The sequence below is a fragment of the Paenibacillus glycanilyticus genome (assembly GCF_051200795.1).
Lineage (GTDB): Bacteria > Bacillota > Bacilli > Paenibacillales > Paenibacillaceae > Pristimantibacillus > Pristimantibacillus glycanilyticus.
This window is the reverse complement of sequence record NZ_CP195155.1, coordinates 4,755,195-4,777,325: the sequence shown is the minus strand read 5'-3', so window position 1 is coordinate 4,777,325 and position 22,131 is coordinate 4,755,195. Positions and strand designations below refer to the sequence as shown.

Sequence of the window (22,131 nt, the reverse complement as noted above, 5' to 3'; positions counted from 1 at the left end):
CGGGAATGAAGCGGATGTTAATGCACGGACACGGCGAGCTGCTGCAGACCGCCGTGCTGATGGACGGTCGGCTTATCGATTTTTTTATGGAACAGTCGGAGAGCAGCGGATTAGTCGGTAATGTATACAAGGGACGAGTAGTCAATGTTCTGCCAGGCATGCAGGCCGCTTTCGTAGATATTGGTCTGGGAAAAAACGCGTTTCTATACATAGATGATCTGTTGCATCCGCATTTGGAGAAACAGCCGGAGCACAAACCGTCCATTACGGAGCTGGTAAAGCCCGGTCAAGAGCTTGTTGTGCAAGTGATGAAGGAACCGATGGGCAGCAAGGGCGCCCGCGTAACGACGCATTTTACGCTGCCTGGCCGTTGGCTGGTCTATATGCCGATTGCCGGTTATGTCGGAGTATCGAAGAAAATTATGGCCGAAAGCGAACGATCGCGGATCCGGATGATTGGCGAGCGGCTGAGGCAAGGCGAAGAAGGCATTATTATGCGTACCGCGGCGGAAGGCGAATGCGAGGAATCGCTTGGAGCCGACGTTGATCAGCTGCGTCAGCTGTGGACAAGCGTGCTGCAGCGCTCCGAACATGCGAAGGCGCCTGCGGAGCTGCACCGCGAAGCGGGGCTGCTGCGTCGGGCAGTAAGAGATACGCTGACGGACGATATGGATGAGGTGTGGCTGGACGATCCTTCCCGTTACAGCGAAGCGGTCTCGCTTCTGAAAGAGATGACCCCGCATCTTGCCGGACGGTTGAAGCTGTTTGAAGCCCGGAAGGAAAAGGTTTCTTTATTCGACCGGTTTGGGGTAACCGATCAGATTGAGGCGGCTTTTTCGTCCCGCATCCGTCTGGAAAGCGGCGGCTCCCTCGTCTGGGATGAGACGGAGGCCTTAACCGTAATTGACGTAAATACGGCAAAGTACATTGGAGCTACAGGACTTGAGGACACGGTTTTCAAGACAAACATGGAAGCGGCGGACGAGATCGCAAGGCTGCTTCGGATTCGTGACGTAGGCGGCATTATCGTTATCGATTTTATTGATATGGAGAATGAGTCCAACCGGGAGAAGGTTATGGCCAGGCTGTCGGAATGGGCGAAAAAGGACCGGACCAAATGCACGGTGTTCGGCTGGACAAGACTTGGACTTCTTGAATTAACTAGACGGAAAGCCCGGGACAATGCCGCGCGGCAGTTAACCGAGCGATGCCCGGCATGCGGCGGAACGGGAAAGAAATCTTCAATTCATTCCTAGGTAATAGTTGATTGGTTAGGCATAGTGTGATAGAATGTTCTAGTATGTCTCATCCTATAACTGTGTGGACATGCATGAACCGCTCCAATCGGGTATAAGCGCCGCGGCTTTTGCTGCAGCCACCTGGATTAGGCGAGTCTTCGACAATAAGGAGGTGCAACTCATGTTCGCAATTATCGAAACTGGCGGCAAGCAATACAAAGTTCAAGAGGGCGATGTAATCTACATCGAAAAACTGAACGTAACTGAAGGCGAAAGCGTAACGTTTGATCGTGTATTGGCAGTATCTAACGGCGAAGGTCTCGTAACTGGTACTCCAGTTGTTTCCGGCGCTACGGTTTCCGGCAAAGTCGAGAAACAAGGTAAAGGCCAAAAGATCATCGTTTACAAATACAAAGCCAAAAAGAACTACCGCCGCAAGCAAGGTCATCGTCAACCGTTCACTAAAGTAACAATCGAGAAAATCCAAGCGTAAGAGGACTTTCTTATGATTTCCGTTACAGTGAAACGTAGAGCCGCTGACAGACGGATTGTATCTTTCGCGATCTCCGGACACGCTAAATATGCAGACCGCGGCAAGGATATTATCTGCGCCGGGGTGTCGGCCGTTTCGGTCGGAACCGTCAACGCTATCGAGGCTTTGGCGACAGTGGAATTACCCGCTAAGATGAAGGATGGCTGGCTATCGTCGGACATTCCGGAGCAGCCGGATAAGGAAATTGACGACAAAGTGCAGCTGTTGCTCGAATCGATGGTCGTTATGCTCGGCACAATCGCAAAAACTTACGGCAAATACGTCGTAATTCATGATCAACTTCTTTAAAGAAGGAGGGAAACACCATGTTGAAATTAGATCTTCAGCTTTTCGCATCGAAGAAAGGTGTAGGTTCTACTAAGAACGGCCGCGACAGCCATTCGAAACGTCTTGGCGCTAAACGCGCTGACGGTCAAGTCGTATCCGCTGGCAGCATCTTGTTCCGCCAACGCGGTACGAAGATTCACCCAGGTACTAACGTGGGTATCGGTAAAGACGACACGCTGTTCGCACTGGTTGAAGGCGTAGTGAAGTTCGAACGTCTGGGACGCGATCGCAAAAAAGTGAGCGTGTACCCTGTTGATCTGGCTCCGGTAGCCGCAGCAGTAGAAGCTTAATAGCACCAAGTGCCCCGGCCTGATGAACAGGCCGGGGTTTTTGTTTAATTTAAAGAGTATTATGAAAGCGAAGATGTTTCACCTTGGTTTTAGATCTTTCGGCTACCGAATTCGCATGCTATACTGGTTTAGCTAGGAATCAAGCAGAAAGTGGGAACGATCAGGATGGATCGCATTAGAATGGCGAGACAGTCGGCAGCGGCTTCCGTTGTGCTGCCCGGTGCGGCTGCGCTCATTTGGCCTTCTTCGGTATGGCTGGTTGCACTTTTTCTCTTATGGACAATAGCAGCTGCGGTATTTTGGATCAGGACAGAACGCAAGGAACAGGAACAAAGGCTGGCACGGACCGTCTATATGCTGCAAACAGCCAGCGTAAAGACGCTGAATCACCACCGGCACGATTGGATGAACGATCTCCAAGTATTGTTTGGTTACATACGGATGAACAAGCTGGATAAAACCGTGGAATACGTGGAGAAAATAAGGGCTAGAATGACGGAAGAGAGCCAAATCGCAAAGCTTGGCGTTCCGTCGCTGATCAGCTATATACAATCTTTCCGTACCCTCACCAATGCCATGCAGCTTCAGGTGAAGCTGGACGAAGGCATTTACCTGAACGAGCTGGAAGATGGGGGTAAGCCAATTGCGGAAGCCTTGATCAATCTGATCAACGCCTACCGCTTTTCGGTGAAGACAGGATACGGCGATCCGGCAGTGCTTACAATGCAGCTCTCCCGCGAAGAGGAGATGCTGATTGCAGCTTTTTATTACGAGGGCGACTTAACCAGCGAGCAGCAGCTTGCGGATAAAATAAAACAGCAGTTGGAAGGCGCGTCTTTATTGCCGGTCGATGTGGAGCATCCGCAGCGGAAATTGGTATTAAAAGCGGAATGGCGCGCTTGAACGGGGGCAAAACATGTTTGTCGATAAAGCGAAGATATTTGTAAAAGGCGGCAACGGGGGCAACGGGATCGTGTCTTACCGCCGCGAGAAATACGTGCCTGAAGGCGGACCTGCGGGCGGCGACGGCGGAAATGGCGGCGACGTTATTTTCCGGGTGGACGAGGGCCTCAGAACGCTGATGGACTTCCGTTACCAGAAGCATTTCAAAGGACCGGCAGGCGAGCGCGGCAAAGTAAAATCGATGCATGGCGCCAGTGCGGACGACATGATCATCCGCATCCCTCCGGGAACTGTCATTGTGGATGACGATACGCAGGAAATTATCGCCGACATGACGCGCCACGGGCAAGAGGTTGTCGTTGCGCGCGGCGGACGCGGCGGACGCGGCAACATCCGGTTCGCAACGATTAACAATCCTGCGCCGGATATTTGCGAGAACGGCGAAGAAGGACAAGAGCGCTGGGTAACGCTGGAGCTTAAAGTGATGGCGGACGTTGGTCTTGTGGGCTTTCCGAGCGTAGGCAAATCGACGCTTCTCTCGGTTGTGTCCGGTGCCAAGCCCAAGATTGGCGCGTACCATTTCACAACGATTACGCCTAATCTTGGCGTCGTAGACGTTGGCGACGGACGCAGCTTTGTTATGGCCGATCTTCCGGGCTTGATCGAAGGCGCTCATGAAGGCGTAGGGCTTGGTCATGAATTCCTGCGGCATGTTGAACGCACGAGAGTTATCGTGCATGTCGTGGACATGGCGGGCACGGAAGGACGCGATCCATTCGAGGATTGGGTTAAAATTAACGAAGAGCTCGTGAAATACAACGAAAAGCTGTCGGAGCGCCCGCAGATCATTGCGGCGAACAAGATGGATATGCCGGAGGCGACGGGCAATCTGGAGCTGTTCAAGCAGCAGCTGGACGAGGTTCGCGGCGACCGGGAATACCTTATCGTACCGATCTCCTCGCTGACAAAGCAAGGCGTGCAGGAGCTTCTGTACAAAGCGGCGGATACGCTGGATTCGGTTCCGGAAGAAGTATCGGTAGAAGAAGTGAAGGATGTCGCGGAACGCAAAGTGTTCACGTTCGAGAAGCGCGAGGACGACAGCTTTACGATTCACCGCGAAGACGAGATTTTTGTCGTGCAGGGCGCAAGAATCGAGAATTATCTGAAGCGCATGAACATGAACTCGTACGACGCGATTATGCGTTTTGCGCAAATGATGCGCAAAATGGGCGTTGACGCGGCTCTTCGCCGCGAAGGCGCAAGAGACGGGGATACGGTTCAGATTGCCGACTTTACGTTCGAATTCTTCGAGGGCAGCGACTATAACGGTTAATGAAATATAGCAAAAAAAGAGGAGAGACGGCCAATGGCCGTCTTTTTTCATTGAAAAGCATCGCAGTTACCTATTGCCGCATTTCTTATATTCCGATATAATGTCCATTATAGAAGAACATCTGTCTTTGTAGGGAGGACGAAATAGTGACGCAACGTTATTATGTCGTTCGTGAGGATATGCTCCCGGAAGCGATCGTGAAGACGATCCAGGTCAAAGAGATGCTGGGCCGGGGCGAGGCGTCCACGGTGCATGAGGCGGTAGAAAAGGTAGGACTTAGCCGAAGCGCCTTTTATAAGTATAAAGACGGCGTCTATGCTCTTCAGGAGCTGGAAAGAGAGCGGATCGTGACGATAGCGATGGATTTGGAGCATCGATCCGGTGTATTATCTAAGGTATTGGCTCTTGTGGCAAGCCTTGAAGGGAATGTGCTGACGATGAACCAGAGCATACCGCTGCAGGGTTTGGCCAATGTCGTTATATCCGTAGATATTTCACAGCTGAATGAGGAACTAACAACGCTGATTGAAGTTATTCGCAGCCAGGAAGGCGTGCGTAAAGCTGCCGTTATCGGACAAGGTTGATTAGATGGAGGGAAATGTATGAAGCCAGTGAAGGTAGGTTTGCTTGGTCTCGGTACAGTCGGGACTGGCGTAGTGCGTATTGTTGAAGGACATCAGGAAGATTTGCAAAGCCAGGTCGGCTCCCCGATCGTGATCGAGAAAATTCTCGTGCAAAATAAAAGCAAAGCCCGCAGCATTTCGATTGACGCAAACAAGCTGACGGAAGATCCTTGGGAAATTATCGGCAATCCGGATATCGACGTTATCGTTGAAGTAATGGGCGGCATTGGTTCCACGAAAGAATACATCATGGAAGCTCTCTCCCGCGGCAAGCATGTCGTAACCGCAAATAAGGATCTGATGGCGCTGCACGGCCCTGAGATTCTGGCGAAAGCGCAGGAGCATGGCTGCGACGTCCTGTACGAAGCAAGCGTTGCCGGCGGTATCCCGATTATCCGTACGCTGGTGGAGGGCTTCTCTTCCGACCGGATTACAAAGATTATGGGTATCGTGAACGGTACGACGAACTACATTTTGTCCAAGATGAGCCTTGAAGGCGCATCCTATGGCGATGTGCTGAAAGAAGCCCAAGAGCTTGGTTATGCCGAAGCGGATCCAACCTCCGACGTAGAAGGCCTGGATGCGGCACGCAAAATGACGATTCTCGCAACGCTTGGCTTCCGCGCGAAGGTAGCGCTTGACGATGTGTCCGTGCAAGGCATGTCGAAGGTATCGAAAGAGGATATTCTGTACGCGAAGCGTCTTGGCTACGAAGTGAAGCTGCTTGGCATCGCCGAGCGTCAGGACGACCAGTTCAGCATCAGCGTACAGCCGACAATGGTGAAGAAATCGCATCCGATCGCATCGGTTAACGGCGTATACAACGCGGTTTACGTGTATGGCGAAGCGGTAGGCGAGACCATGTTCTACGGCCCTGGCGCCGGCGAACTGCCTACAGCAACTTCGATCGTTTCCGACCTTGTGGCGGTTGTGAAAAACCTGAAGCTTGGCGTTAACGGCAAGCAAGGCGTACTTACTTACAAGGAGAAGAAGCTCAAATCCGACGAGCAGATCTCTTCGAAATATTTCCTGCTCCTGCATGTGGATGACCGCGCGGGCGTACTGGCGCAAATTACGCAAATTTTCGCCGAGTATGAAGTAAGCCTCGAATCGGTGCTCCAGCAGCCAAATCCGAATAATCCGGATGCCGAAATTATCGTGATTACGCATGATGCGAATAAAGCTGCCATCCAAAAAGTTCTGCAGAAGTTTGAGTCTCTGGACGTTATTCGCAAGGTGAAGAGCGTTTACCGTGTTGAAGGCTAAGCCGTCCGTACTTTAAGCAGGATTTATTGCAAAAGCAAACAAAGGAGCTTTATCCGTCATGAATAATCGTCGAGTAATCGTGAAAGTGCCGGCCAGCACGGCGAATCTGGGTCCTGGCTTTGATACGCTTGGCATGGCGCTTTCACTCTATGCGTGGATCGAGATGTCGGCAGCGGAGACTACAACCTTCCGGCTGTACGGCGATCAAATGCAAGGCATCCCAACCGATAAATCGAATCTGTTATATAAAGTAGCCCAGCTCGTATTTGATGAAGCGGGCGTGAGCGTTCCGGAGCTGGATGTTGCGATGTACAGCGACATTCCGCTTGCGAGAGGCCTCGGAAGCAGCGCTTCCGCTATCGTTGGCGCGCTGGCTGCGGCAAATGCGCTGATCGGCAGTCCTCTGACGGATCATAAGCTGTTCCAGCTTGCGACCAAGCTGGAGGGACATCCGGACAATGTCGGAGCATCCTTGTTTGGCGGCATCGTTGTATCCGCCTGGGACGGGGAACGTGCGGATTACGTAAGACTTGCGCCGCATGAAAAGCTGGAGACGCTTGTCGCGATCCCGGCTTTCCAGCTGGCAACGGAAAAAGCCCGTCACGCCCTGCCTTCGCAAATCAGCATGGCTGACGCCGTATTTAATGTCGGACGCAGCTCCCTTCTTGTTGCGGCGCTTGCTAGCGGCGAGCTTGGCCTGATCCGGCATGCGATGCGCGACCGTCTGCATCAGCCATACCGGGCACCTCTTATTCCCGGCATGTCGGCCATTCTGGAGCAGGCCTGCGAATACGGCGCGCTTGGAGCTGCGCTTAGCGGAGCGGGGCCAACTCTTATCGCGTTTGTTGATGCTGACAGCAAGAGCAAATCCGAGCTGGAGCAATTCCTGCTTGCCACATTGAAGCAAGAGGGGATCGAAGCAGAGACCATGTGGCTGAAGCCAGGCGAAGAAGGCCCGATTATTACGGTCGAGGATGCGGCAGCCCCTGCTCCAGGTCTTATGGAACGGATCAAAGGAGAGGTTGTCCGATGAAGACGATTGCGGTACTTCCGGCCGGCTCCGTATCGGATGAAGCAGTGAAGCGGCTGTTTGCCGGAGAACCCATGAATTGGAAGCATCACCGCCTGATTGCGGACGTGTTCATGTCGACCGTAAACGGTGTAAGCGATTATAGCGTTGTTCCCATCGAGAATACGATTGAAGGCTCCGTTAATCTGCATGTGGACTGGCTGGTTCATGAGGTGGACCTGCCCATCCAGGCGGAATGGGTGTATCCTTCGATCCAGAATTTGATCGGACGCGGCTCCGAAGCAGCCGGAGAAGAAGGCGCGATTGACTTCAGCAAGATCAAGAAAGTGATCAGCCACCCAGTTGCGATTGCGCAATGCCTCCAGTTTTTGCGGAGCGAGCTCCCGCATGCGGAGATTGAGACCGCGGGCAGCACGTCGGAGGGCGTCAAAATCGTGAAGGAAAATCCCGGCCAAGGCTGGGCGGCGATTGGCACGATGACCGCTGCCGTCAACAACGGGCTTGATGTGCTAAGCCAGGGAATCACGGACCACGACAATAACTATACCCGTTTCCTGTTGGTTGGGAACGAGCCGTTTACGGCACGGCAATCCGATAAGCAGAAGACGAGTATCCTGATTACGCTGCCCGAGGATTATCCCGGTGCCTTGCATCAAGTGCTTGCCGCGTTTGCGTGGCGGAAGATCAACCTGTCGAAGATCGAGTCCCGCCCGACGAAGAAAAAGCTGGGCAATTATTATTTTTATATCGATATCGACATGGCGCTGGATACGGTGCTTTTGCCTTCGGCGCTCGAAGAAATCGAAGCGCTTGGATGCCAGGTGCGGATTCTCGGCAGCTATCCAAGCTTTACTTACGAGCAGCTTTTGTAATGAAATGACGAGCCATAGCGTTGCCCTTTTGCGGGCAGCGCTATTTTTTTTGCGTGAAGGTGGAGACACCAGCCTACGTTCTGCATAGGATGTAATGATTGATAGCAGGCATTCGCCGTGCCGTTATACAAAGAACGTGACAGGAGGTTTTTCGCTAGTGAAAATCCATGTTGTAAAGAAAGGCGATACATTGTATTTCATTGCCCAGAAACATAATGTATCGATTGAAGACATTTTAAAGCTGAACCCTTCCATTACGAACCCGGATTTGCTGGATGTCGGAATGAAGCTGAAGGTTCCATCGGCAAACGAGGTTGGCGGCGGGACAGGAGGACTGGACATTATGCATCAGCATGTAGTGAAACAAGGGGATACGCTTTGGAAGCTGTCGAAAGCTTGGGGAGTGCCCCTGGCAGACATGATTAAAGCGAATCCACAGCTTAAGAACCCGAATGTGCTTCTGACAGGCGAGATTGTCAACATACCTAAAACAGCTACTCCAACAGAAGTGCAGGGTAACGGCGGCGGCGTAACCGCGCAAGGTACAGGAAATGCGCATCATCCGCTTCATCCGATGTCGCTGATGCATGGCGTACAGAATTGGGTTGGCAAGAAGCCAACAGGCCAGATGCCGGCAGCTCAAGCTCCGGTTCAAAAAACGCCAACCGCTCCAATAGCCCCGGTAGCTCCGATCGAGAAAACGCCAACGGCGCCAATTGTTACTCCAGTAGCCCCGGTAGCGAAAGAGCAGCCTGCAAAGAAAGCTCTGCCTATTCAGAAATCGCCGGGTAAAAAAGCGAAGCATGCTGAAGAAGCGGCAAACGTGAAGCCGAATATGAAACCGAATATGAAGCCTGCCATGGAAGCTAACGTTCAACCTAATATGAAGCCAAACGTGTCGCCAATCATGCAATCCAAGCCGGAGCCTAAGCTTCAGCCAAGCGTGGACCTGTTCAAGCAATTCGGGATTCCTGCGGTAGAAGCGGCTTCCCAGCCCCATCATGGCTACGGCAATATGGCGCCAATGGTATCTCCGTTGCAAGTTGGCCCCGGCTTTGGTTACGGTCATGGCGGTTGGCCAGGATCCAATGTCAGCCCTGCAAGCGAAGGGCCATGGTGCCCTCCCGGAACTATGCCTATCGCGGCTGGTCCTGGCTACGGTTACGGCATGGGTAACGTATCCCCGGCTGTATTTGGTTCCGAAAATGCGTCTCCGGTACTTGGCGCGGAAAATGTAAGTCCAGCGGCAGCCGGGAATAATGCTGCACCGGCGGCTCTGGGCAGCAATGCCGCTCCGACTAATGTAAGCCCTGCTGCAGTCAGCCCAACGCAAGGCTACGGCTTTGTATCTCCGGCAAATGTCGGCCCAGAGCATGGTTACGGCTACGGCCCAACGGCAGTGTCCCCAGCAGAGATGGGACCTGGTTACGGCTGGCCAGGGGCAGTGTCCCCAGCAGAGATGGGACCTGGTTACGGCTGGCCAGGGGCAGTGTCCCCGGCAGAGATGGGACCTGGTTACGGCTGGCCAGGGGCAGTGTCCCCAGCAGAGATGGGACCTGGTTACGGCTATGGCCCAGGGGCAGTGTCCCCGGCAGAGATGGGACCTGGTTACGGCTATGGCCCAACGGCGGTGTCCCCAGCAGAGATGGGACCTGGTTACGGCTATGGCCCAGGGGCGGTGTCCCCGGCAGAGATGGGACCTGGTTACGGCTATGGCCCGACGGGAGTATCCCCGGCAGAGATGGGCCATGGTTACGGCTACGGCTGGCCAGGGGCGGTGTCTCCAGCAGAGATGGGACCTGGTTACGGCTGGCCTGGTGCGGTATCTCCGGCAAGCTTTGGTCCAGAGAATGTATCGCCGGCCGCTCTCGGGGAAAATAGTGCTCCAACAGCCGTCAGTCCTGAAATGACGGGTCCTGTAGGCGGGTATGGTTATGGTTGGCCGGGAGCCGTTTCTCCGGCAAATATGGGGCCGGAATATGGCTATGGTTACGGCGGAATGGTATCCCCGGTTAACGTTGGCCCGGATTACGGCTACGGCTACGGTCATCCAGGCATGGTATCGCCGGCGGAAATGGGACCAAATGTATCGCCTGCAGCGCTAGGCTCGAACGTATCTCCAGCTGCGCTTGGATCTAATTTCTCGCCAGAAGCGTTAGGCTCGAACGTATCCCCATCCGCGCTTGGATCTAACGTATCGCCAGAAGCGTTTGGTTCCAACGTATCCCCAGCCGCGCTTGGATCTAATGTATCGCCGCTTGCGCTTGGACCAAATGCCGCCCCGGCTGCACTTGGCTCTAACGTATCACCAGCAGGCTACGGCTATTACGGCAATCAAGTAGCCGGCGCTCAAGGCTTTAGTCCGTATTCCTACTGGCCTGGCCAAACGGCAGGCGCGCAGAACGATCCATGCGGATGCGGAGGCAAACGTACGGAAGAAGAATTGATTGAAGCTGTAACCGAAGCGGTAATCAAAAAAACCAAGCCGCGCAAAGTGGCTAAAATTCGAGCGGTTACTCCAAAATCGTCGAAAAAAACAGATCGCAACAGCAGGCCTTGGATTAATCGCTAATGCATAATCTAGAACAGCCTCTTGCCTTTTTAAAGGCAGGAGGCTGTTTGCTGTTACTAAAAATCTACGTCTATAGCCGTTTCGCTTTATGCGTACATATTATTGGAAGCTTTGAGTTAAACTAGGTCAAAAAGAAATACAAGGGGCTATTATTATGATGATGAGGTTCAGCTTATGGAAGCAATTGAAAAAAAGACTGCGACGGGGGCGGCGTCCGATGTGGACTTTAGGATCATTCTTAATCGGAGCGACAGTGCTCATACAAGCTGCTTGCGTCACGCCGGCTGCCGCTGCGGCAGGGGCTGCCGTTAAGGAACCGGGAGAAGGTAATCCCGGTCTCATCCGTATTTTACAGGAGCGTGAGGAGCCGCTCGCCGTTCAACTGCACCGCCAATACATTTGCGGAGAGGAAACGCAGCCGCTTGGCCAATTGACCTCCGCTGAAGTGATACGCATGCTGGTGTCTCATCCGGAATGGACGGCGATGCTGTCGCAGGACGGTCAGACCGTCCTGCTTGAGCAGGTGATTGAAGATTTTTCGCAATCCTGCAAAGGCAATATCTATATCGGGCTGGATAAACAAGGCTACCTTTCTCTCTTTGAGGGAGCTCCCAAAAAAGAGAAGGTCGTAAAGACCTTTTTTCAGTTGGACGTGAAATATATGGAAAGCAGCCTGCCTCAGGATAAGGTAGACCGTTTGTCCGAAGGGATTAAGATAACCGATATGGACGAATATAACAGCGTTTTGTCCACCTACAGCGATTTTGCCATACCCGCCAACCAAAAAGTGATGAAGCCGACTTATTGATCGGACCATGACCTTCCGCGTTCTTCAGCGGAAGGTTTTTTCATAGGCTCCTCCCGGCGGCGATCTCAAACGCGTGTTCTCATACGGTCCATCTTTTGCTATAATGGACGGATAAGAAGCGGTAATGACTGCCGCAAAGGAGTTGGCGGATTGCGCGTTCTTGGTATAGACCCCGGCATTGCGATCGCGGGATTTGGTTTTATCGATAAGGATGGCCATAAGCTGAAGCCGGTCCAATACGGCTGCATTCAGACGGCTGCCCATACGCCTCAGGAGGAGAGGCTTGTACAGATTTATGAGTCGGCGGTTGCGCTCATGGATAAGTATAAGCCGGATACCGTCGCCGTGGAGAAGCTGTTCTTCAACCGTAACGTAACCACGGCATTTGCCGTAGGGCAGGCGAGAGGGGTTATTATTCTGGCTGCCGCCCAGCGGGGGCTGCCGGTAGCGGAGTATACGCCGCTTCAAGTGAAGCAGGCCGTTGTGGGTTACGGGAAAGCAGAGAAGCGCCAGGTGCAGGAAATGGTCAAAATGTTTCTTAAGCTGTCGGCCATTCCGAAGCCGGATGATGTGGCGGATGCGCTAGCGGTAGCGATTTGTCATGCCCATTCTTCGGGGTTGTCGCAAAAAATTAACGAGGTGCTTCGATGATCGATTTTTTACGCGGACTTATTTCTCATGTAGAATCCGAATATGTCGTTTTAGATGTCAGGGATGTCGGCTACCGGGTGTTTACGCCTAATCCGTATGCCTTTGCGGGCAAGGAAGATGCCGTCACCATTTACATTCACCATCATGTCCGCGAGGATGCGATCCTTCTGTACGGCTTTGAGTCAAGGGAGGAGCAGACCTTGTTCCGAAAGCTGCTCGAGGTGTCGGGCATCGGTCCGAGAGTGGCGCTTGGCATTCTGGCCGGCGGGCGTCCGGATGCGGTTATCGGGGCGATCCAGCAGGAGAATATCGCATTCCTGACGAGACTTCCGGGCATTGGGAAGAAGACTGCCCAGCGCATGATTCTCGACCTTAAGGATAAGCTGGCCGGCTTTGCCACGGATGCCGGGCTGCTCGCCGCAGCGGGGCTTGCGCCTCATCAGCCTGTTTCCGCGGCAAGCGCGCAGCAAGGCGCCGGAACCGCTTGGGAAGAAGCCCGCGACGGGCTTTCCGCGCTTGGTTATACGGCTGCCGAGCTGGATAAGGCATGGAGCGCCCTGGCCCTTTCGGTGACCGCGGACGAAACGGTGGATTCATTAATGAAACGTGCCTTGCAGCAGCTGTTTAAAGGCTAACATAAAGGAGCTGAGCGAGGGTGGAAGATCGGATAATATCCGCTAACCTGATGATGGATGAGCAGGCCATGGAGTTAAGCCTGCGCCCCCGGTATCTGGCCGAATATATCGGGCAGTCCAAAGCGAAGGAAAATTTAAAGATTTATATAGACGCAGCCAAGATGCGGAAGGAAGCGCTGGACCACGTTCTGCTGTACGGGCCTCCCGGGCTCGGGAAAACAACGCTGTCGAACATTATCGCCAACGAGCTTGGCGTTAATTTGCGCACAACGTCGGGTCCGGCAATCGAGCGCCCCGGCGACCTTGCCGCCCTGCTGACCAATCTGCAGGAGGGCGATGTGCTGTTCATTGACGAGATCCATCGCCTTCACCGGACGGTAGAGGAAGTGCTCTATCCGGCAATGGAGGATTTCGCGCTGGACATTATGATCGGCAAAGGGCCAAGCGCCAGATCCGTCCGTCTCGACCTGCCGCCGTTTACGCTGATTGGCGCGACGACGAGAGCGGGTCTCCTGTCGGCGCCGCTGCGCGACCGGTTCGGCGTCATCAGCCGATTGGAGTTCTATACGGTGGATGAGCTGGCTTACATCGTATCCCGCTCGGCTGAAATTTTTGACATTGCCATTATCGGAGAAGCATCGGAAGAAATCGCGATGCGTTCCCGCGGAACGCCGCGTATCGCGAACCGTCTATTGAAGCGGGTACGCGATTACGCGCAGGTGCGCGGAGACGGCATTATTACGCACGAGATTGCGAAGTCCGCGCTGGAGCTGCAGCAAGTCGATCCGGTGGGTCTCGATAGTATCGACCACAAGATGCTCTTGGCCATGATGACGACGTTCGCCGGCCGTCCGGTCGGCTTGGATACGATTGCCGCGTCCATTGGCGAAGAAAGCCAGACGATTGAGGATGTCTACGAGCCTTACTTAATGCAGATCGGATTTCTGCAGCGGACGCCTCGCGGCAGAATCGCGACGGATCAGGCCTACCGTCATCTCGGCATGCCTATACCTGAGAGGTGAGGAAGATGAGGAGCGAGCGGGAAAAGCTGTATGTCGTATACGACGGAACCTGCAACTTGTGCATGGGAACGGTCAATAAGCTGCAAGAGCTCCGTTCCAACGCGGATCTGATTTTTGTGCCTATTCAATCGCTTGGCGACGCGGAAAATCGTGTCCCGGGAATCGAGAAGGCTGCCGAAGCGGACTTATACGAGAAGATGCATGTGGCAGACGAAAAAGGCCGGCTGTTTGCCGGCGCTGACGGCGTTGTCCGGATTTTGCGCACCATAAAAGGCTTCCGCTTGCTTGCCTCGCTTTACCGCATGCCCGGCTTAAGCCGGATTGGCGATTGGTTGTACCGATACATTGCGAAACGCCGCTATGACTGGTTTGGACGTACGGAGCAAAGCTGCTCCGTGAATGGGTGCAGCTTGCCTTCGCAGCATGAGAAGGGAAAGGGGAATCATTGATGAAATTTCAACGATGGTCGTTTAAGCGGTTATCCCTGCTTACGATCGCCGGACTTTTGTTTGTATCGACTTGGTGGGCCAAGCCTTCGCTTGGCGCCGTTCCGCAGCTTGATACGATCCGTGTTGCTATCTATCTGCAATTGCCGGGGAAATATCAGGCAAATACGGCTGCGGCTACATTTTCTTCCGCCGGCGGTATAACGATAGGCATGAGCGATCCTTCAGGTACGGTACCGTGGGTTAATACCGGGGCGAATGTGCAGTCCCGGATTGCGAAGGACGACTACAAGGTAAAAGTAATCGAGACGGAAAGCTTTGATACGGCTCTCGCCGTTTATAAGAGGCTGCAAGCCTTGTCGGGGAGCGGCTTTATTACGTCCCTGAAGAAAAAAGGAAAGACGGTTTATCAGGTAGCGGAAGGTACATACGGCAATGCGGCAGATGCTGCGGCGGCCATGACCAAATGGTCGGCGGACAGCACGATCAGCAAGCTTATCGGCAGCGCTAAAGCGGTTATTCAAGGGCCGTTCCATCTGGAAAGCGCAACAACCTACGCTTCCGAAGCGGAGGCGGTAAAAGCTTCCGATGCCTTTAGCGCAGCGGGAGTGGATGCGTTCGTAGGCGTACGCAAGGCTGACGGAAGCGCAAATGCGCGTTATTCCGTGTTTGTTGGCGCGGCAGCCAGCTCGGCCGAGCTTAACGTGGTTAAGACGGCAGCCGGCGCAGCGGGCAGCGGGCTGAAGACGGCGGACGATTCCGCTTATCTTCTGGAACGCAACGACCATACATTAAGCGGCAAAGCTGACAACCCGGTTACGCTTTACGCGTTCCCGGTTAATAATGCTAAAGTGCGGATCATGCCGGCCGGCGACAGCGCGATCAAGCTGACGGAGCGCAGCGGCCGGACTTACCGGGGGCAATTCGAGGTTAGCGAATTTAACGGCAAGCTGGCCGTTGTTAACGAGCTGCCGTTCGAGCAATATTTGTATTCGGTAGTAGGCGGAGAGATGATCGCGTCATGGCCGCTTGAAGCGCTTAAAGCCCAGGCGGTAGCGGCACGCACGTATGCGTTGTACCAGGGTTCAGGCTTCCAAATCGCCAATGTGGTGGATACCGTAAGCAGCCAGGAATATCAAGGCACTGTAACCGAGAAGCCTGCTACCATTCAAGCGGTGGACGAGACGGCCGGCGAAGTGATGCTGTACAACGGCAAGCTTATTGAGGCTTTGTTCTCGTCGAACGGCGGCGGCAAAACGGCCGATGCTTCGGAAATTTGGGGCAATTCCGTTGCCTACCTGAAGAGCGTTTCCAGCCCGACGGACAGCTCTTCCGAGAAAGGCTTGTATGCCTGGTACCGCGTTGTTCTTCCGAACAACGCGACCGGTTATATCCGCGAGGATCTGCTGACCGATTCGGGTCAGACGAATGCGGCAGGCGTTAAGCTGATGACCGTGAATACGGACGGCTCCAAAGTGCGGAAAAATCCGAAGGTGGAAGATTCCGTTGCGTTAGTCGGACAAGTGAATAAAGGAACGGTTGTTGCCGTTCTGGACAAAGCGGTCGAGAATAACGCGATGTCCTGGGTGAAAGGTCCGTTTACGTCCGCGGAGCTTCTCGCTACGATGACGAAGCAGGCGAGCGTTACGGGGCCGATCACTTCCTTGCAGGTCGGAACAACGGGACCATCCGGCCGCGTTACCCAATTGCTTGTCAATGGACAGGCTTACAATGTAAAATATCCAGATGCGCTTCGTTCGGCGCTTGGCGGTTTGCCTAGCACTTTATTTAAGGTAGACGAGACGGCCAAGGTGACCATGCTTGGGGCTAACGGCTCGACCCGCACGAAGACTTCTTCCGCGCAGCCTGTCTATATGATTCAGGCAGGCGGCAAAGTCACGCAGGCTGACGGCAACGTTATGGTTATGAACGGAGACAGCCAGCTCCGCGCGACAACCAAGGATCCTTCCTTCCGTTTTGTCGGATCGGGGAACGGCCACGGGATCGGATTATCCCAATACGGAGCATTAGGTCTGGCGCAGCAAGGGTATGACTACTCTTATATCTTGCAATACTACTATAAAGATGTAACCATCGCTAAGGAATGATTGATTCATGAATGTAGATTGGTTTGATTTTGAATTGCCCGAACATCTGATTGCCCAAACGCCTCTTGCGGATCGTACGGCATCCAGACTTCTGGCGCTTAACAAAGAGACGGGCGAAATCGCCCACCGCACCTTTAAGGATCTCGCCGAGTATATGAAAGCGGGAGATGTGCTTGTTCTGAACAACACGCGCGTTATTCCGGCCCGTCTCACAGGAGTAAAGCCCGATACAGGCGCGAAGATCGAGCTGTTGCTTCTGAAACAGCTGGAGGGCGACCGCTGGGAGACCTTGGCCAAGCCGGCCAAGCGTATAAAGGTAGGCTCCGAGTTGTGGTTCGGCGACAACGGAAGCGGTGAACCTCTTCTTCGTGCGGTAGTGGAGGATGAAGGCGATATGGGAGGACGGACGATCCGCTTCCAGTACGAGGGCATCTTCCAGGAGCTGCTCGACCGTCTGGGGGAAATGCCTCTGCCTCCTTATATCAAGGAAAGGCTGGAGGAGAGAGAACGCTACCAGACCGTATACGCCAAGCATGAGGGCTCTGCGGCAGCTCCAACGGCAGGGCTTCATTTCACGAAGGAGTTTCTGCAGCAGCTGGTCGACAAAGGGGTTAAGCTTGCCTACATTACCCTGCATGTCGGTTTGGGCACCTTCCGGCCGATGTCCGTTGATAAAGTTGAAGAGCATGAAATGCATTCGGAGTATTACGAGCTGGATGAACAAAATGCCGAAATAATAAATGAAGCCAAATCGTCGGGAGCCCGTATAATAGCTGTGGGCACAACCTCCTCGAGAACGCTAGAGACGGTAGCCGCAAGGTTTGAAGGCGGATCTATTGAGGCGTGCAACGGCTGGACGGATATTTTTATTTTCCCGGGATACGACTTTAAGCTGGTAGATGCCCTGCTGACAAACTTCCATTTGCCGAAATCGACGCTTGTTATGCTGGTCAGCGCACTGGCCGGACGGGATGCGATAATGAAGGCTTACGGGGAAGCTGTCCGTGGAGAATACCGGTTCTTCAGCTTCGGCGACGCCATGTTTATCTATTAGCACCAGCTTGCGCAAGCACGATAATTCAAATAGACAGGAAGAATGACTAGTGGCTGTAAAATATGAATTAATTAAAGTTTGCAAACAGTCCGGCGCGCGTCTTGGACGAGTCCACACTCCGCACGGCGTTATCGAGACGCCAACGTTTATGCCGGTAGGGACCCAGGCAACCGTTAAGACGATGAGTCCGGAAGAATTAAAAACGATGGACGCTCAAATTATTTTGAGCAACACGTACCATTTGTTCCTTCGCCCTGGCCATGACATTGTCGGCCGGGCAGGAGGCCTTCACAAATTCATGAACTGGGACCGTCCGATTCTGACCGACAGCGGCGGTTTTCAAGTATTCAGCTTAAGCGACATGCGCAAAATCACGGAAGAAGGCGTTCAATTCCGCTCCCATCTGAACGGGGACAAGCTGTTCATCTCTCCGGAGAAGGCGATGGAGATCCAGAACGCGCTTGGTTCGGATATTATGATGGCCTTTGACGAATGCCCGCCGTATCCGGCTGATTATGATTACGTGAAGCAATCGCTTGAGCGCACGACGCGCTGGGCGGAGCGCTGCCTTAATTCCCATGCCCGCAAGCATGACCAAGGATTGTTTGCAATCGTGCAGGGCGGCATGTACAAAGACCTGCGGATCCAGAGCGCGAAGGATTTGACTTCCATGGATTTCCCGGGGTATGCTATTGGTGGACTAAGTGTAGGCGAGCCTAAGCATTTGATGTATGAAGTGCTTGATTACACGGTACCTGAGCTGCCAACAACCAAACCAAGATATCTGATGGGCGTTGGTTCGCCGGACGCATTGATCGAAGGTTCGATCCGCGGTGTCGATATGTTCGACTGCGTATTGCCGACGCGTATTGCCCGCAACGGGACAACGATGACAAGCCAAGGCCGTCTTGTTGTACGCAACGCCAAATTCGCTGAGGATTTTGGTCCTCTTGATCCGGAATGCTCCTGCTACACTTGCCAAAACTACTCGAGAGCGTATATCCGCCATCTGCTCAAAGCAGACGAGACGTTCGGCATCCGGCTTACGACCTATCACAACTTGCATTTCCTACTACAGCTCATGCGTGATGTGCGTCAGGCGATTATGGAAGACAGGCTTCTTGATTTCCGCGACGAGTTTTTCACGAAGTATGGACTGTTTGATAACGAGAAGGGCTTTTAAGCTTAGATTTTAGGGAAAGGGGGGAATTTCCATGACGACATATCTAGCAGCAGATGCAGCAGGCAGCACGAATATTTTCCAAATGATTTGGCCTTTTATTCTGATGTTTGCGGTGTTCTACTTCTTGCTTATCCGTCCGCAACAGAAGAAAACGAAACAGCGGAACTCGCTTCTCAGCCAGTTGAAGAAGGGCGATAAAATTCAAACGATTGGCGGTCTTCAAGGCACAATCGTTGAACTTACGGACGACACGGTTGTACTTCGCGTAAACGATACGACTAAGATGACGTTTGACCGCAGCGCAATCAGCTCCGTACTGAACAGCGCACCGGCAGCAACGGAATAATGCGAAATGAAAAGAAGCTGATCCTTAGGGTCAGCTTCTTTTTTTGCATGCATGTAGTATGTGCAGAGGCCTCGTTATTCATTACCGTTATTTCTTAAGGTTAACCCCGATCATTCCGCCAAAGGCGCCAGCCAGCATAGCGGCAAGCAGCATAATGGCGCTTTTGCCGGACAATCCGCTGTTGGCTGCCAGGAAACCGATGGTTAACACGGTAATGCCGTAAATAAGGCCAAGCAGGGCGCCATGATACCAGCCTTTCATGCCGGAGCGTTTGCCCGACACGAAACCTCCGGCCAGAGCGGAGAAGCCATGGATGGCAAGCGAGTACTGAGGCAGGTTGTTTTCCTTCATATTGCTGAAGTAAAGCAAACACGAAAGCAACAGTGCGCCTATAGCAAGCCAAATAATCGAATATATAACGCCTGCAATTAGCGGAGAGCCGATACGCGGCGGCCGGGCGATCGATTTGATCGAATTCATCTTATTCCCCCCTTGTACAAGACTATTAGTACACCTTATGGTCAAGCTGCCCCGATTAGACCTGTCGTTTGGCTTGACTGGACGATATTTGCAACTTTTTTGTATAATGTGCTTTATTGTTTGAATCGCTGAAACAAGGAGTTGTTGGTTTGGAACAGATTTACCATCCTGCTGCCTGGCAGGTAACGGCTGCTGTCGTGATTTTCCTCATAACGTATGCCATCATCATTACGGAGAAAATAAACCGTACCGTCATTGCTTTATTTGGTGCGGTCATCATGATTGTGCTTGGCGTACTGGATATGAAGCTCGCTTTTACCGAACACATCGAATGGGGAACCATATTCTTGTTGATTGGGATGATGATCCTGGTTGGCATTGCGAATAAGACAGGCGTGTTCCAGTATGCAGCCGTAAAAGCGGCGCAGACCGCGAAAGGCGACCCGGTTAAAATTTTTATTATCCTGTCTTTGCTTACGGGTCTCGGTTCGGCTTTTCTCGATAATGTAACGACCGTGCTTCTGATCGTTCCGATTACGTTCTCGATTACCCGCATACTGAAAATCACGCCGGTGCCATTCCTGCTGGCTGAAATCTTGTCGAGCAATATCGGAGGAACGGCTACTTTGATTGGCGATCCGCCTAATATCATGATTGGTTCGGCGAACGAGAATTTAACGTTTAATGATTTTCTTGTAAACCTTGCGCCGGTTATTCTTGTTATCCTGGTTGTCACAATCGCCCTGCTTGTCTGGATTTATCGGAAAAAGCTCATTGTAACCGACGAATCAAAGCAAGAGCTTATGGACTTAAGAGCGGAGGATTACATCACGGACCGTAAGTTGATGATGAAGTCTTTAACCATCCTGCTGCTGACGATTACCGGCTTTGTTCTACACTCGGTCATTCACGTTGAAGCGGCAGCGATTGCTTTGGGCGGTGCCACGCTTCTTATGTTGATCGGGGTGAAGCGGGAGGACGCTGAGGCGGCTTTTGACATGGTGGAGTGGGAGACGATCTTTTTCTTTATCGGATTGTTTATGCTTGTTGGCGGTCTCGTGGAGACGAACATCATATCGGATCTGGCCAATGTCACGCTGCAGATTACTTCCGGCGATATGACCAAGACCTCTATGCTGATCTTATGGGTGTCGGGTATCGCTTCCGCGACGATAGACAATATCCCGTTTGTGGCGACGATGATTCCGCTTATTCAGGATCTGGGAGTTCAGATGAACATTGCCAATCCCGATGATCTTAATCCTTTATGGTGGTCGCTATCGCTTGGCGCTTGTTTAGGCGGCAACGGAACCCTTATCGGGGCATCGGCAAACGTAGTTGTAGCGGGTCTCGCCATGCGGGAAGGCAAAGGCTTCAGCTACATGGACTTCCTGAAAATCGGAGCGCCGTTAACGCTGCTTGCCCTTGTTATATCCACCATATATATCTATTTTATTGTGCTGCCATAGGTTATTTACCCATAAATTCGTTACTCCGCTTATCGCATGATGTGTCAGGCTGAAGGCCAGAATAGCTTTACGTGCTGTTCCGAAGCTGGCATGACAAAAACGAGGAGGCGGTTAGGATGGAATATGGGAGCATGCTGCTCCGAACCGTATTGATTTACTTCATCGTATTTCTGATCATGCGTTTTATGGGAAAAAGGGAAATTGGAAAGCTTTCCGTTTTTGATCTGGTAATCTCCGTCATGATCGCCGAGATTGCCGTTATCGTCATCGAAGATGTAGAACGTTCCATGTGGGAAGGCATTTTGCCCATGGTCGTATTATTAATCGTTCAGGTGGGCATTGCGTTTATTGCTTTGAAAAACCGCAAGCTCAGGTTATGGTTTGACGGGAAACCAAGCTTCATCATTGCGAAAGGCAAGCTTAACCGGGATGTCATGCGCAAGCAGCGCTATAATCTGGACGATTTGTTGCTTCAATTAAGGGAAAATAAGATCACCAACGTGGCGGATGTCGAGTTTGCGATTCTCGAGACGACGGGCAAATTATCGATTGTCGAGAAAGAAAACGCGGAGACCAAGGAACAAGAGGAGCCGCAAAAAGAGCAACAGGCAAAGACGGCTGCTGACGAGCCTGTCTTAAAGCCTCAATCCCAGACGCCTGCCCGTTTCCGGTTCGAAATGCTGCCGATCCCGCTGATCATGGACGGCAAAGTTCAGGATGAGAATTTGGCCAAGCTCGACAAAACCAGATTCTGGCTAAAAAATGTGCTGCAGGAACAGGGCGTGCACGATTTCAAGGAAGTCTTTCTCTGCACGATTGACCATAAAGGAAAGCTGTTTATCGATTGCGACAAAAAGCCGCGCTCCTAGCCGGAACGCCCCCCTGACGTATTTGAACAGGGGGGCGCTTCCGGTCAAGGCAG

The 22,131-nt window shown here is 52.8% G+C and carries 23 protein-coding genes; 22 read left to right on the top strand and 1 reads right to left on the bottom strand.

What is annotated here, in order from left to right:
- Window positions 1–5 precede the first annotated feature (5 nt).
- The 20 genes from ACR9FF_RS21585 (at window position 6) to yajC (ending at window position 19,260) form a co-directional block, all read left to right on the top strand.
- Complete coding sequence (locus tag ACR9FF_RS21585; RefSeq protein WP_244935566.1) at window positions 6–1,256, top strand: Rne/Rng family ribonuclease; 1,251 nt, start codon at window positions 6–8, stop codon at window positions 1,254–1,256.
- 163 nt (window positions 1,257–1,419) lie between these two features.
- The gene (gene rplU, locus ACR9FF_RS21580; RefSeq protein WP_015845974.1) at window positions 1,420–1,731 is read left to right on the top strand and encodes a 50S ribosomal protein L21; all 312 of its coding nucleotides are present in this window, start codon (window positions 1,420–1,422) and stop codon (window positions 1,729–1,731) included.
- A 12-nt stretch (window positions 1,732–1,743) separates the two neighbouring features.
- On the top strand, window positions 1,744–2,079 hold the full coding sequence (locus ACR9FF_RS21575; RefSeq protein WP_127494577.1) for a ribosomal-processing cysteine protease Prp: 336 nt from the start codon (window positions 1,744–1,746) through the stop codon (window positions 2,077–2,079).
- A 17-nt stretch (window positions 2,080–2,096) separates the two neighbouring features.
- Complete coding sequence (gene rpmA, locus ACR9FF_RS21570) at window positions 2,097–2,408, top strand: 50S ribosomal protein L27 (RefSeq protein ID WP_015845972.1); 312 nt, start codon at window positions 2,097–2,099, stop codon at window positions 2,406–2,408.
- A gap of 165 nt (window positions 2,409–2,573) precedes the next feature.
- A complete protein-coding gene (locus ACR9FF_RS21565; RefSeq protein WP_127494575.1) occupies window positions 2,574–3,311 on the top strand; it encodes a Spo0B domain-containing protein in 738 nt (245 codons plus the stop codon).
- A 13-nt stretch (window positions 3,312–3,324) separates the two neighbouring features.
- Window positions 3,325–4,644 (top strand): GTPase ObgE, encoded by a 1,320-nt coding sequence (gene obgE, locus ACR9FF_RS21560; protein ID WP_201007630.1) that lies wholly within the window; start codon window positions 3,325–3,327, stop codon window positions 4,642–4,644.
- A gap of 146 nt (window positions 4,645–4,790) precedes the next feature.
- Entirely contained in the window at window positions 4,791–5,228 is a 438-nt protein-coding gene (locus ACR9FF_RS21555) for an ACT domain-containing protein (protein ID WP_127494571.1), read from the top strand.
- 18 nt (window positions 5,229–5,246) lie between these two features.
- Entirely contained in the window at window positions 5,247–6,533 is a 1,287-nt protein-coding gene (locus ACR9FF_RS21550; protein WP_201007631.1) for a homoserine dehydrogenase, read from the top strand.
- A 58-nt stretch (window positions 6,534–6,591) separates the two neighbouring features.
- Window positions 6,592–7,566 carry a homoserine kinase gene (gene thrB / locus ACR9FF_RS21545; RefSeq protein ID WP_127494567.1) on the top strand — a complete coding sequence of 325 codons (975 nt, stop codon included), beginning with the start codon at window positions 6,592–6,594 and terminating at the stop codon, window positions 7,564–7,566.
- Entirely contained in the window at window positions 7,563–8,435 is an 873-nt protein-coding gene (pheA, locus tag ACR9FF_RS21540; RefSeq protein WP_435164608.1) for a prephenate dehydratase, read from the top strand. The genes thrB and pheA overlap by 4 nt, the downstream gene beginning before the upstream one ends.
- A gap of 157 nt (window positions 8,436–8,592) precedes the next feature.
- Window positions 8,593–11,007, top strand: coding sequence for a LysM peptidoglycan-binding domain-containing protein (locus ACR9FF_RS21535; protein ID WP_435164605.1), 2,415 nt, complete (start codon window positions 8,593–8,595; stop codon window positions 11,005–11,007).
- Between the two features lie 217 nt (window positions 11,008–11,224).
- Complete coding sequence (locus ACR9FF_RS21530) at window positions 11,225–11,815, top strand: BofC C-terminal domain-containing protein (protein WP_164775442.1); 591 nt, start codon at window positions 11,225–11,227, stop codon at window positions 11,813–11,815.
- 150 nt (window positions 11,816–11,965) lie between these two features.
- On the top strand, window positions 11,966–12,466 hold the full coding sequence (gene ruvC, locus ACR9FF_RS21525) for a crossover junction endodeoxyribonuclease RuvC (protein ID WP_091186008.1): 501 nt from the start codon (window positions 11,966–11,968) through the stop codon (window positions 12,464–12,466).
- Window positions 12,463–13,101, top strand: a complete 639-nt coding sequence (gene ruvA, locus ACR9FF_RS21520) for a Holliday junction branch migration protein RuvA (RefSeq protein WP_435164600.1) — start codon at window positions 12,463–12,465, stop codon at window positions 13,099–13,101. Before ruvC ends, ruvA begins: the two co-directional genes overlap by 4 nt.
- A 20-nt stretch (window positions 13,102–13,121) precedes the next feature.
- Window positions 13,122–14,123 carry a Holliday junction branch migration DNA helicase RuvB gene (gene ruvB, locus ACR9FF_RS21515; protein ID WP_127494555.1) on the top strand — a complete coding sequence of 334 codons (1,002 nt, stop codon included), beginning with the start codon at window positions 13,122–13,124 and terminating at the stop codon, window positions 14,121–14,123.
- A 5-nt stretch (window positions 14,124–14,128) separates the two neighbouring features.
- A complete protein-coding gene (locus ACR9FF_RS21510) occupies window positions 14,129–14,572 on the top strand; it encodes a thiol-disulfide oxidoreductase DCC family protein (RefSeq protein WP_435164596.1) in 444 nt (147 codons plus the stop codon).
- Window positions 14,572–16,677, top strand: coding sequence for a SpoIID/LytB domain-containing protein (locus ACR9FF_RS21505; RefSeq protein WP_435164593.1), 2,106 nt, complete (start codon window positions 14,572–14,574; stop codon window positions 16,675–16,677). The genes ACR9FF_RS21510 and ACR9FF_RS21505 overlap by 1 nt, the downstream gene beginning before the upstream one ends.
- A gap of 7 nt (window positions 16,678–16,684) precedes the next feature.
- Complete coding sequence (gene queA, locus ACR9FF_RS21500; RefSeq protein WP_435164590.1) at window positions 16,685–17,731, top strand: tRNA preQ1(34) S-adenosylmethionine ribosyltransferase-isomerase QueA; 1,047 nt, start codon at window positions 16,685–16,687, stop codon at window positions 17,729–17,731.
- A gap of 49 nt (window positions 17,732–17,780) precedes the next feature.
- Entirely contained in the window at window positions 17,781–18,914 is a 1,134-nt protein-coding gene (gene tgt, locus ACR9FF_RS21495) for a tRNA guanosine(34) transglycosylase Tgt (protein WP_132307261.1), read from the top strand.
- Window positions 18,915–18,945: 31 nt separating this feature from the next.
- The gene (gene yajC / locus ACR9FF_RS21490; protein WP_201007639.1) at window positions 18,946–19,260 is read left to right on the top strand and encodes a preprotein translocase subunit YajC; all 315 of its coding nucleotides are present in this window, start codon (window positions 18,946–18,948) and stop codon (window positions 19,258–19,260) included.
- Between the two features lie 87 nt (window positions 19,261–19,347).
- Here the strand turns inward: yajC and ACR9FF_RS21485 are convergent, their stop codons facing one another.
- Entirely contained in the window at window positions 19,348–19,740 is a 393-nt protein-coding gene (locus ACR9FF_RS21485; RefSeq protein ID WP_127494542.1) for a TIGR04086 family membrane protein, read from the bottom strand.
- Window positions 19,741–19,889: 149 nt separating this feature from the next.
- Between ACR9FF_RS21485 and ACR9FF_RS21480 the strand changes: the two genes are divergently transcribed.
- The gene (locus ACR9FF_RS21480; protein WP_435164585.1) at window positions 19,890–21,209 is read left to right on the top strand and encodes an ArsB/NhaD family transporter; all 1,320 of its coding nucleotides are present in this window, start codon (window positions 19,890–19,892) and stop codon (window positions 21,207–21,209) included.
- 116 nt (window positions 21,210–21,325) lie between these two features.
- Window positions 21,326–22,078, top strand: coding sequence for a YetF domain-containing protein (locus tag ACR9FF_RS21475; protein ID WP_435164583.1), 753 nt, complete (start codon window positions 21,326–21,328; stop codon window positions 22,076–22,078).
- Window positions 22,079–22,131: the final 53 nt, after the last annotated feature.

Bases quoted from the DNA above. Each gene is read 5' to 3' on its own strand.
- ACR9FF_RS21585 (WP_244935566.1), top strand. From the start codon at position 6: ATGAAGCGGATGTTAATGCACGGACACGGCGAGCTGCTGCAGACCGCC.
- rplU (WP_015845974.1), top strand. From the start codon at position 1,420: ATGTTCGCAATTATCGAAACTGGCGGCAAGCAATACAAAGTTCAAGAG.
- ACR9FF_RS21575 (WP_127494577.1), top strand. From the start codon at position 1,744: ATGATTTCCGTTACAGTGAAACGTAGAGCCGCTGACAGACGGATTGTA.
- rpmA (WP_015845972.1), top strand. From the start codon at position 2,097: ATGTTGAAATTAGATCTTCAGCTTTTCGCATCGAAGAAAGGTGTAGGT.
- ACR9FF_RS21565 (WP_127494575.1), top strand. From the start codon at position 2,574: ATGGATCGCATTAGAATGGCGAGACAGTCGGCAGCGGCTTCCGTTGTG.
- obgE (WP_201007630.1), top strand. From the start codon at position 3,325: ATGTTTGTCGATAAAGCGAAGATATTTGTAAAAGGCGGCAACGGGGGC.
- ACR9FF_RS21550 (WP_201007631.1), top strand. From the start codon at position 5,247: ATGAAGCCAGTGAAGGTAGGTTTGCTTGGTCTCGGTACAGTCGGGACT.
- thrB (WP_127494567.1), top strand. From the start codon at position 6,592: ATGAATAATCGTCGAGTAATCGTGAAAGTGCCGGCCAGCACGGCGAAT.
- pheA (WP_435164608.1), top strand. From the start codon at position 7,563: ATGAAGACGATTGCGGTACTTCCGGCCGGCTCCGTATCGGATGAAGCA.
- ACR9FF_RS21530 (WP_164775442.1), top strand. From the start codon at position 11,225: ATGTGGACTTTAGGATCATTCTTAATCGGAGCGACAGTGCTCATACAA.
- ruvA (WP_435164600.1), top strand. From the start codon at position 12,463: ATGATCGATTTTTTACGCGGACTTATTTCTCATGTAGAATCCGAATAT.
- ACR9FF_RS21510 (WP_435164596.1), top strand. From the start codon at position 14,129: ATGAGGAGCGAGCGGGAAAAGCTGTATGTCGTATACGACGGAACCTGC.
- ACR9FF_RS21505 (WP_435164593.1), top strand. From the start codon at position 14,572: ATGAAATTTCAACGATGGTCGTTTAAGCGGTTATCCCTGCTTACGATC.
- queA (WP_435164590.1), top strand. From the start codon at position 16,685: ATGAATGTAGATTGGTTTGATTTTGAATTGCCCGAACATCTGATTGCC.
- yajC (WP_201007639.1), top strand. From the start codon at position 18,946: ATGACGACATATCTAGCAGCAGATGCAGCAGGCAGCACGAATATTTTC.
- ACR9FF_RS21485 (WP_127494542.1), bottom strand. From the start codon at position 19,740: ATGAATTCGATCAAATCGATCGCCCGGCCGCCGCGTATCGGCTCTCCG.
- ACR9FF_RS21475 (WP_435164583.1), top strand. From the start codon at position 21,326: ATGGAATATGGGAGCATGCTGCTCCGAACCGTATTGATTTACTTCATC.